Here is a 7,777-nt window from a genome sequence, read left to right on the forward strand (position 1 = left end):
GCCCCCGGGCGGCGGGGCGGTCACGGCGGTGGTCGACCGGCTTCCGGGCGCGGCGTCGGCGCTGAACGGGTTGCGGTCGACCAGCAGGGCGCCCGCCGTACCCAACGAGACGACGACCGGGATGATCACCGGTACCAGCAGGCGGCGCCGCCGCGAGCGGCGGCGGCTCTGCTCGGCCGTCTGCTGAGCGTCCGCCTGGACGACCGGGGACACCTTCACGACCAGTTCGGCTGAGGGGACCGGCTCGCTCCGCGGAGCGGGGCCCGCACCGCCCGTCCTCGGGGCGCTCTTCCACAGCCTGACCGGCCGCTGTGCGGCGTCCCCGACCGGCAGTCCGACCGCCGCCCGTGCCGCCGCCGCCATCTCGGCGGCGCTCTCGTACCGGTCCTCCGGCGCCTTGGACAGGGCCTTGGCGACCAGCGCCCGGACGGCCGGCGGGAAGGTGTCCGGCAGCTCCGGCGCCGGCTCGTTGACGTGCTTGTACGCGACCTGCATGGCGCGGCCGCCCTCGAACGGCAGCTTCCCGACCAGCAGTTCGTAACAGACGACCCCCATCGAGTAGAGGTCGGCGGCGGGTGTGACGGGGTTGTCGGGAGAAGGGTCGACCTGTTCGGGGGAGGCGTAGGAGGCGGTGCCGATGAATCCGTTCGACGTGGTGAGTTTGGAGTCGGCGATCGCCAGGGCGAGGCCGAAGTCGGCGACGAGCACGGCGCCGTCCTCGCGCACCAGCAGGTTGGACGGTTTGACGTCGCGGTGGACGATGGCGGACTGGTGGACGGCCTGGAGGGCGTCCAGTGCGGTGGCCACCATGGCCAGGGCCCGCTCGGGCGGCATCGGCCCTTCGTCCTTCTGCACCGCGCTGAGCGGCCGGCCCTCGACCAGGTCCATCACGATGTAGGCGTAGCGCGGGCCGGTGTCGGCGCCCTTCGGGCCGTCGGTGCCGTCCGCGCCGTTGCCCTCCGTACTGTCCGTACTGTCGGTGCTCTCCGTGCCGTCGGTGCCCTCCGCGCCGCTCTCCCCGTAGTCGTGGACGCCCACGACGCCCGGGTGGCCGATCCCGGTGACGGCCTTCGCCTCCCGGCGGAAACGCTCGGTGGCGGTCGGATCCTCCAGCAGGCCCGGGTTGAGCACCTTGACGGCGATGTCCCGTTCCGTGACGGCGTCCCGGGCGCGCCAGACCGTCCCCATCCCGCCACGGCCGAGCTGCTCCAGCAGCCGGTACCGGTGGTTGAGGACGGTGTCCTTGTCGATCATGCCCCTACCCCCTGGTGTGTCATGACCCCGCCCCCGGAAGGGCGTCGGTGCACAGTGTGTGCCAGGCGACGAGGTGGCCTCAATGGTCTTTTTACACACGGGGGTTGAATGTTTCGGAACTGTCGCGCGGGGCGGCTCCGGCCGGGCAGGGAGCCGGATCCCGCAAGGACACCCCGGGGTGCCTGGCTCGTGGCGGAGCAGCGCCGCGCGGCTCCGGCCGGAGGAAAACCGAAGGACAGCCCGGGCCGGTCTCCGGTACGAAGGCCCGGTGAGACTGCGAACGAAGATCCACCGGGTGCGGCTCGGCCGGGACGAGTACCGGGTGATCACCCCGGCGCGGCAGACCGCCGGGGCCCTCCTGTACGCCGGCCCGGGCAGCACGTACATGCACCTGCACCTCGACCGGCAGGGCGCCGAGGACCTGGCCACCGCCTGGGCCCTGGCGGCCCGCTCCCGGCGCTCCCTGGTGCACCTGCCGCTGCGGGCCAACGCCGGTCCGGCCGGGCTGGGCGACGTCCCGTCCGAGGACCGGCTGGACCTGCTGCTGGTCCACCACAGCCTGGGCTTCCCCGCGTCACGCTGGAAGGAGGTCCGGGCGCGGCTCGGCGCCGGGACGCCGCACACCGTCGACCTGCCGGTGACGGACTTCCCGTCCGAGGAGGAGATCGACTACGAACGCCACCACTTCGCCGGTTGGCGGGACCGGCTCCGCTTCTCCGGGGCCGCCCACACGCTGGTGGTCACCGGCAGTCCCACGGCCTTCCGCTGGTCGGGCTCCCAGCTCCACGAGTTCACCCGCGAGGCCCCCGGGTGGCGCTTCGGGTGGCGCCCCGACGAGCACTACTGCATCGAGCTCGACCACGAGGGCTGGGGCTCCGGGCGGGCGGCCAAGGGCGTTCCGGCGAGCCTGCACATCGTCTACGCCCACCGCTGGCAAGCCGGGTGAGCAGGAAGTCGGCCCGGCCGACTTCCTGCTCCGCCCCGCCTCACTCCTTGGGCGCGAGCGGGGCCAGCGGCAGGGCGACCCGGCTCTCCCAGGCCTGCTCCAGTGCGCGGGTGAACGTTTCCGTGGGCTGGGCGCCCGAGACGCCGAGGCGCCGGTCCAGGACGAAGAACGGCACGCCCGTCGCCCCCATGGCGCTCGCCGTGGTCTCGTCCTCGCGCACCGCCTCCGCGTAGGCCTCCGGGTCGGCCAGGACGGCCGCGGCCGCCTCGCCGTCCAGCCCGGCCTCGACCGCCAGCTCGACCAGCCGGCCCTCCTCGAAGGCCGACCGCTCCTCGGCGAAGTTCGCCCGGTACAGCGCGTCCAGCAGCTGCCCCTGCCGGCCGTGCTCCTCGGCGAAGTGCAGCAGCCGGTGCATGTCGAAGGAGTTCGCCGCGTCGCGCCCCTCGCGCAGGTACGGCAGGCCCTCGGCGTGCGCGTTCTCGGCGATCCGGGCCTCCGCCGCCTCGGCCTGCTCCAGGCTCATCCCGTACTTGGCGGCGAGCAGCGGTACGACCGGACGGGCCTCGTGCGGCGCCCTCGGGTCCAGCTCGAAGGAGCGGTGGACGACCTCCACCTCCTCGCGGTGCGGGAACGCCGCCAGTGCCTGCTCGAACCGGGCCTTGCCGATGTAGCACCAGGGGCAGTTGATGTCGGTCCAGATCTCCACGCGCACGGCGCCGCACTCCTTCCAGCCTCGCGGGGACCTCCCGCGCCTGCTCCTGCCGGAACGCCCCCGTCCACCTGAATATTTCTCTCACTGAACTATTCGGGCCGGCCGGTCGGCGGCCTCCTGCCTCAGCGCCGGTCCCAGGCCTCGCGCTGGGCGGGCACGGTGGGGATGACGGCGACGGCCTCGGCGTAGTGGCCGTGCCTGGTCAGGATCTGGGCGATCGCCCGGTGGGCCTCGCGCTCGGTGGACGACCGGAGCAGGTCGAGGGCCTCGTCCGGCCGGCCGTCCAGATCCAGCAGCCAGGCCAGCGTGGTGTCCCACTGGCCGGGCTCCCGCTCGCTCAGGGCCCGCGCCTCCGCGATGCCCTCGGCGTAGCGCCCGGCCTTCGCGAGCAGGCGCAGCCGGGTGTAGCCCAGGACGTCGGCATGCGCCTCGACGTACGCGGCGCCGAGGCCGTCCACGAGCTCCAGCGCCCGCTCCGGGCTGCCCGCCCTGATCAGCAGGTCGATCGCCTCGTGGAGGAGGCTCCCTTCGGCGTCCTCGTACGTGGGCCGTCCGACGTCGACGACCTCGTCGAGGCGCCCCTGGCGGGCCAGGAAGGCCATGAGGCGTCGGCGAGTGTACTCGGCGTCTGTTGCCAGGGCCTCGTGCAGGACGGCTTCGGCCTCCCGGAGCTCGCCCTGCTCCTCCAGCGCCTTCGCGTACTGGTTCAGGGCGAGCCCCGCGTGCTCGCCGGTGGCCAGCTCGCGCAGCTGCTCGAACCGGCCCTGGTCGGCGAGGAGTTCCGCGTACCGCCAGGCGACGCCCGGGACGGCGGGCAGGACCGGTCCCAGCCGCCGGATCGCCTCGTCCGCCCGGCCCATGCGCTCCAGGACGCGGCTGTACTTCACCAGCACCTCCGACGGCTGGTGCCGGCACTCGCGCCGACCCCCGGCCGCGGAGCACCGGCAGTCCGCCGCGCCGCCCAGGGCCCGCTCGGCGCACGGGGCGAGCAGTTCCAGGACGCGGGCGTCACGGTTCTCCCCCCTGGTCAGATCGACCAGGGACTCCAGGATCCAGGGCTCCCCGAGGTGGGGCGTGAGCACCCCGATGGCCTCGTCCACCCGCCCGGCCTCCACCAGCGCCCCGGCGAACCAGCGGCAGTCGAACGCCGACTCCAGGCCGGCCGCGTCCGGACGCACCAGCGCCAGCCCCTCCTCGATCCGGCCCTGCCGGACCATGATCGAGGCGGACTCCCGTACGGCGAACGGCCAGCCGACCGCGACGAACGGCTTCAGGACCGTCAGGGCCCGTTCGAACTCCCCCGCCTCGCACAGCTCACCGACCGCCACCTCGGCGCAGAACCACTCACCGCGGTCCCGTGCGGTCTCGATCAGCAACTCCAACTGCCCCTGTCGGGCCAGGTATTCCGCCATGGCGGGCTCTATCCCGCCGTCGAACTGCCGCTGCCAGGCGAGATCGTCAAGATTCACCGGGCCAGGCTAGGCGACGGGGCGACGTCCTGCCCGGAGATAATCGACGGATGCCCGAAACCTTCGTTGACCTGGGATTCGTCACCGCGCCCTCCGGGGTGGTGGTGCTCGGCATGGCCACCTGGATCGACTACTGGCGGGAGCTGGGGGATCCGTTGCCGGTGCGGGCCGCGGCGGCGGCGAAGACGGGAGGCGGTCACCTGCGGGACGAGGAGTGCGAGGCGGTCGCCGTCCCGGCCGCCGCCGACCGGCCGCTGGCGGTGCGGGCCACCACCGAGCCCTCGGCCTTCGACGAGGAGCCGACGATCGCGACGCTGGAGATCGCCCTCGGCCTGCCCTGGCCGGAGGGTGCGGAGGGCCCGGTGCTGCTCGGGGACCTGCCGGTCGACCGGAGCGGCATGGTGGTCGGCGACGCCGTCGGGCTGGACGCGTGGACGAGCCTGGACGACGAACCGGCCGACGGGCTCGCCGACCTCTCCTACTGGGGCCGGTACGAGCAGGAGGCGCACGAGCGGTTCGGCGGCGAGCGGATGCGCTCGTACGAGGGTGACGGGGGCCGGTACGGGTGGCTCGACCTCCCGGTGGCGGAGGCGGTCGCGCTGGAGGCCGAGATCGGCACCTGGCGGGGCGGCCTGCCCGGCAGGGGAGTGGCCACCTCGGTGGAGAAGCACGTCGACTACTTCACCTTCCGGCGGGCCGGCCTGCACCACCCGCTGCACGTGGGCGCGATCGAGGTCGGCGGCTGCCAGGTGCTCGGGATCGACTGGTGCCTGGGTGACCACGCGGTCCGGCACCACGGCGGGCGGGACTGGGGCCAGGCCTTCCCGGTCACCCTCGAAGCCGACGGGGCGGGCGGGACGGTCCTGCGCTGGACCATCCCGCCCTACGGCGAGGACGAGGACGAGGGAGACGCCTGAGGGGGGAGGCCCGCCGTGTCCGGCTACGGGGCCGGGACCCAGCCCGGGACGGTGGGCAGCACCGTCTCGGCGAGCCGGGTCAGGGTCGCCTCGTCGGGCGTCAGGCCGTCGTCGCGGAAGACGACGACCTCGAAGGCCCGTCCGCCGGGCGCCGCCGGGTCCTGGGCGACGACGATGTTCCGCGTGGCGGGGCCGAGCTTCCCGCCGGGGATGACCGATGTCGCGTTGGACCAGTAGGTCGCGGCGGGGTGGCCGAGGACGGTGGCCGGCCAGGTGTAGACCCGCCGCATGTCGTGCGTGTCCTCGAGCGAGGTGCTGCTGTCCAGCAGGCTCACGACGGTGTGGGTGAGCCGCACCTCCGCCATGACGTCCGTGCCGAAGGTGATCGGTGCCGGCTGTGCGACGGTGACGCGGTCCTCGGGCGTGCCCAGCAGGGCCGGGAGGTCGGGGCGGTTGAGCGCCGCGCAGAGCGCCGGGTAGCCCGGCTTGTCGGTGGGGCGGGGCGCGGCGCACTCGGCCGGCTTTCCGGGGCCGCCCGGCTCGTGCCCCGGCTTCGGGAGGTGGAGGAACCCCAGCCCCCACAGGCCGCCCAGGAGGGCGACGGCCAGGGCCGCCGCGGCCGCCGTCCGGAGGCCCGGTCGGCCGCCGCGCTTCCGGGCGCCGGCGCCGGTGCCGGTGCCGTCGGCGGTGCCGGTCGTCGCGTCGCCGTCGGTCGTTCCGGCGATGTCGGCGATGTCGGCTGTGGTTGCGGCGTCGGTGGTGTCGGCCGCGTCGGACGCCATTCCTGGATCCCCCCGTTCGAGTGGCCCGCCCCGAGCACCCGAGGGCCCCATGAGCCGGGCCGATGGTAGCGCCGGCCGTGGTGCCGGGCGGATCAGGCCCGGGCCGACCGGTTCTCCACCGTCGGGTCCCAGAGCCCGGCGGCCTCGCCGCGCTCCAGGTGGTCGGCGTAGACGGCGGTCTTCCAGGCGATCAGCGAGCGGCACTCCTCCAGCTCCCGGATCCGCTCGTCGACCCGTTGCCGGTGGGTGTCGAGCAGCCGCAGCCGTTCGGCCTCGTTGCCCGGGCCCTGCCGGACCAGTTCGGCGAAGCGGCGCAGGTCGGCGAGCGGCATGCCGGACTCGCGGAGCCTGACGCAGATCTCCAGCCACCGCACGTCCAGCACGGCGTACCGCCGCCGACCGCCCGCCGTGCGCCGCACCGGGCCGACCAGCAGCCCCTCGCGCTCGTAGAAGCGCAGGGCGTGCACGCTGAGCCCGGTGCGTTCGGCGACCTCGCCGATGCTGAGTTCCGTCATGGCGTCAGAGCATAGGAAGAACACCGGGGCGGGACTTGATCTAGACCGCGCTCCACTTCCTACGGTCATCGCCATGACCACCACTCAGCTCCAGCGCCAGCAGCAGCCGATCGGCTCGCCCTTCTCCGCCGCCGCCACCGCCGAGGAGGTCCTGGCGGGCCTCGACCTCTCCGGCCGTACCGCCGTTGTCACCGGCGGCTACTCCGGCCTCGGCCTGGAGACCACCCGGGCGCTGGCCGCCGCCGGGGCCGAGGTGATCGTCCCGGCCCGCCGCCCGGACACCGCCCGCGCCACGCTCGCGGGGACCGGGAGCCGGATCGTCCCGATGGACCTCGCCGACCCCGCGAGCGTCCACGCCGCCGCCGGGCTGATTCGCGAGACCACGGACCGCCTCGACCTCCTGTTCGCCGTGGCCGGCGTCATGGCCACCCCCGAGCGGCGCGTCGGGCCGGGCTGGGAGGGGCAGTTCGCCGCCAACCACCTCGGGCACTTCCTGCTCGCCTGCGAGCTGTACCCGCTGCTGGCCGCCGCCCCGGACGGCGCCCGCGTCGTCGTCAACAGCTCGGCCGGGCACTTCCTGACGGACATCCGGCGGCACGACCCGCACTTCCGCACCGGCTACGACAAGTGGCTGGCGTACGGCCAGTCCAAGACCGCCAACGCCCTGTTCGCCGTGCACCTCGACGCGCTCGGACGGGCGGACGGCGTCCGGGCGTTCGCGCTCCACCCCGGGAAGATCATCACCGGGCTCCAGCGGGAGATGACCCGGCAGGAGCAGGTCGAGCGCGGCTGGGTGGACGAGCGGGGCACCGTGATCGGCGCGGACTTCAAGTCCCCTTCCCAGGGCGCCGCCACCGGCCTGTGGGCGGCCACCTCGCCGCTGCTCGACGGCCTGGGCGGGCTCTACCTGGAGGACTGCGAGGTCGCGCGCCCCGCCGGTCCGGGCACCCCGATGGACGACGGCGGCGTCCGCCCGTACGCCGTCGACCCGGACGGGGCGGCCCGCCTCTGGGAGCTCTCGCTGGCCGCGACCGCCGCCACCCCGGTGCCCCGCTGAGCCGCCGAACACGGAGCGGGAAGTCGGCCCGGCGACTCTGCTGGCGAAGTCGGTTGGGTTGGGCGTGGGACAGTAAGTGTGTGCCGGTCGGGGCGGGTTGGCTGTCTGTGGGGGTGGGTCGTGTT

Annotated in this window: 8 protein-coding genes; 3 read left to right on the top strand and 5 right to left on the bottom strand. The window is 74.3% G+C overall.

The window, feature by feature from the left end; translation table 11 throughout:
* The coding region (locus ACFU7Z_RS31845; protein WP_380781293.1) for a serine/threonine-protein kinase at window positions 1-1,254 on the bottom strand (1,254 nt) is incomplete at its 3' end.
* Between the two features lie 268 nt (window positions 1,255-1,522).
* On the opposite strand from ACFU7Z_RS31845, the gene ACFU7Z_RS31850 reads away from it, so the two are divergent.
* Window positions 1,523-2,200, top strand: coding sequence for a hypothetical protein (locus ACFU7Z_RS31850; protein ID WP_380781295.1), 678 nt, complete (start codon window positions 1,523-1,525; stop codon window positions 2,198-2,200).
* Window positions 2,201-2,240: 40 nt separating this feature from the next.
* On the opposite strand, the gene ACFU7Z_RS31855 is transcribed toward ACFU7Z_RS31850, so the two are convergent.
* Entirely contained in the window at window positions 2,241-2,912 is a 672-nt protein-coding gene (locus ACFU7Z_RS31855) for a DsbA family oxidoreductase (RefSeq protein WP_380781297.1), read from the bottom strand.
* Window positions 2,913-3,034: 122 nt separating this feature from the next.
* Window positions 3,035-4,381, bottom strand: a complete 1,347-nt coding sequence (locus ACFU7Z_RS31860) for a hypothetical protein (protein ID WP_380781299.1) — start codon at window positions 4,379-4,381, stop codon at window positions 3,035-3,037.
* 50 nt (window positions 4,382-4,431) lie between these two features.
* Between ACFU7Z_RS31860 and ACFU7Z_RS31865 the strand changes: the two genes are divergently transcribed.
* Complete coding sequence (locus ACFU7Z_RS31865; protein WP_380781301.1) at window positions 4,432-5,298, top strand: hypothetical protein; 867 nt, start codon at window positions 4,432-4,434, stop codon at window positions 5,296-5,298.
* A 23-nt stretch (window positions 5,299-5,321) separates the two neighbouring features.
* On the opposite strand, the gene ACFU7Z_RS31870 is transcribed toward ACFU7Z_RS31865, so the two are convergent.
* Window positions 5,322-6,080, bottom strand: a complete 759-nt coding sequence (locus ACFU7Z_RS31870) for a DUF6215 domain-containing protein (protein ID WP_380781303.1) — start codon at window positions 6,078-6,080, stop codon at window positions 5,322-5,324.
* Between the two features lie 92 nt (window positions 6,081-6,172).
* The gene (locus tag ACFU7Z_RS31875; RefSeq protein WP_380781305.1) at window positions 6,173-6,595 is read right to left on the bottom strand and encodes a MerR family transcriptional regulator; all 423 of its coding nucleotides are present in this window, start codon (window positions 6,593-6,595) and stop codon (window positions 6,173-6,175) included.
* Between the two features lie 73 nt (window positions 6,596-6,668).
* Here ACFU7Z_RS31875 and ACFU7Z_RS31880 point away from each other — a divergent pair, with 73 nt between their 5' ends.
* Window positions 6,669-7,652: an oxidoreductase gene (locus ACFU7Z_RS31880; protein WP_380781307.1), complete on the top strand. Its 984-nt coding sequence runs from the start codon at window positions 6,669-6,671 to the stop codon at window positions 7,650-7,652.
* The last annotated feature ends 125 nt before the right edge of the window (window positions 7,653-7,777 follow it).

The sequence above is a fragment of the Kitasatospora sp. NPDC057518 genome (assembly GCF_042802075.1).
Taxonomy (GTDB): Bacteria; Actinomycetota; Actinomycetes; order Streptomycetales; family Streptomycetaceae; genus Kitasatospora.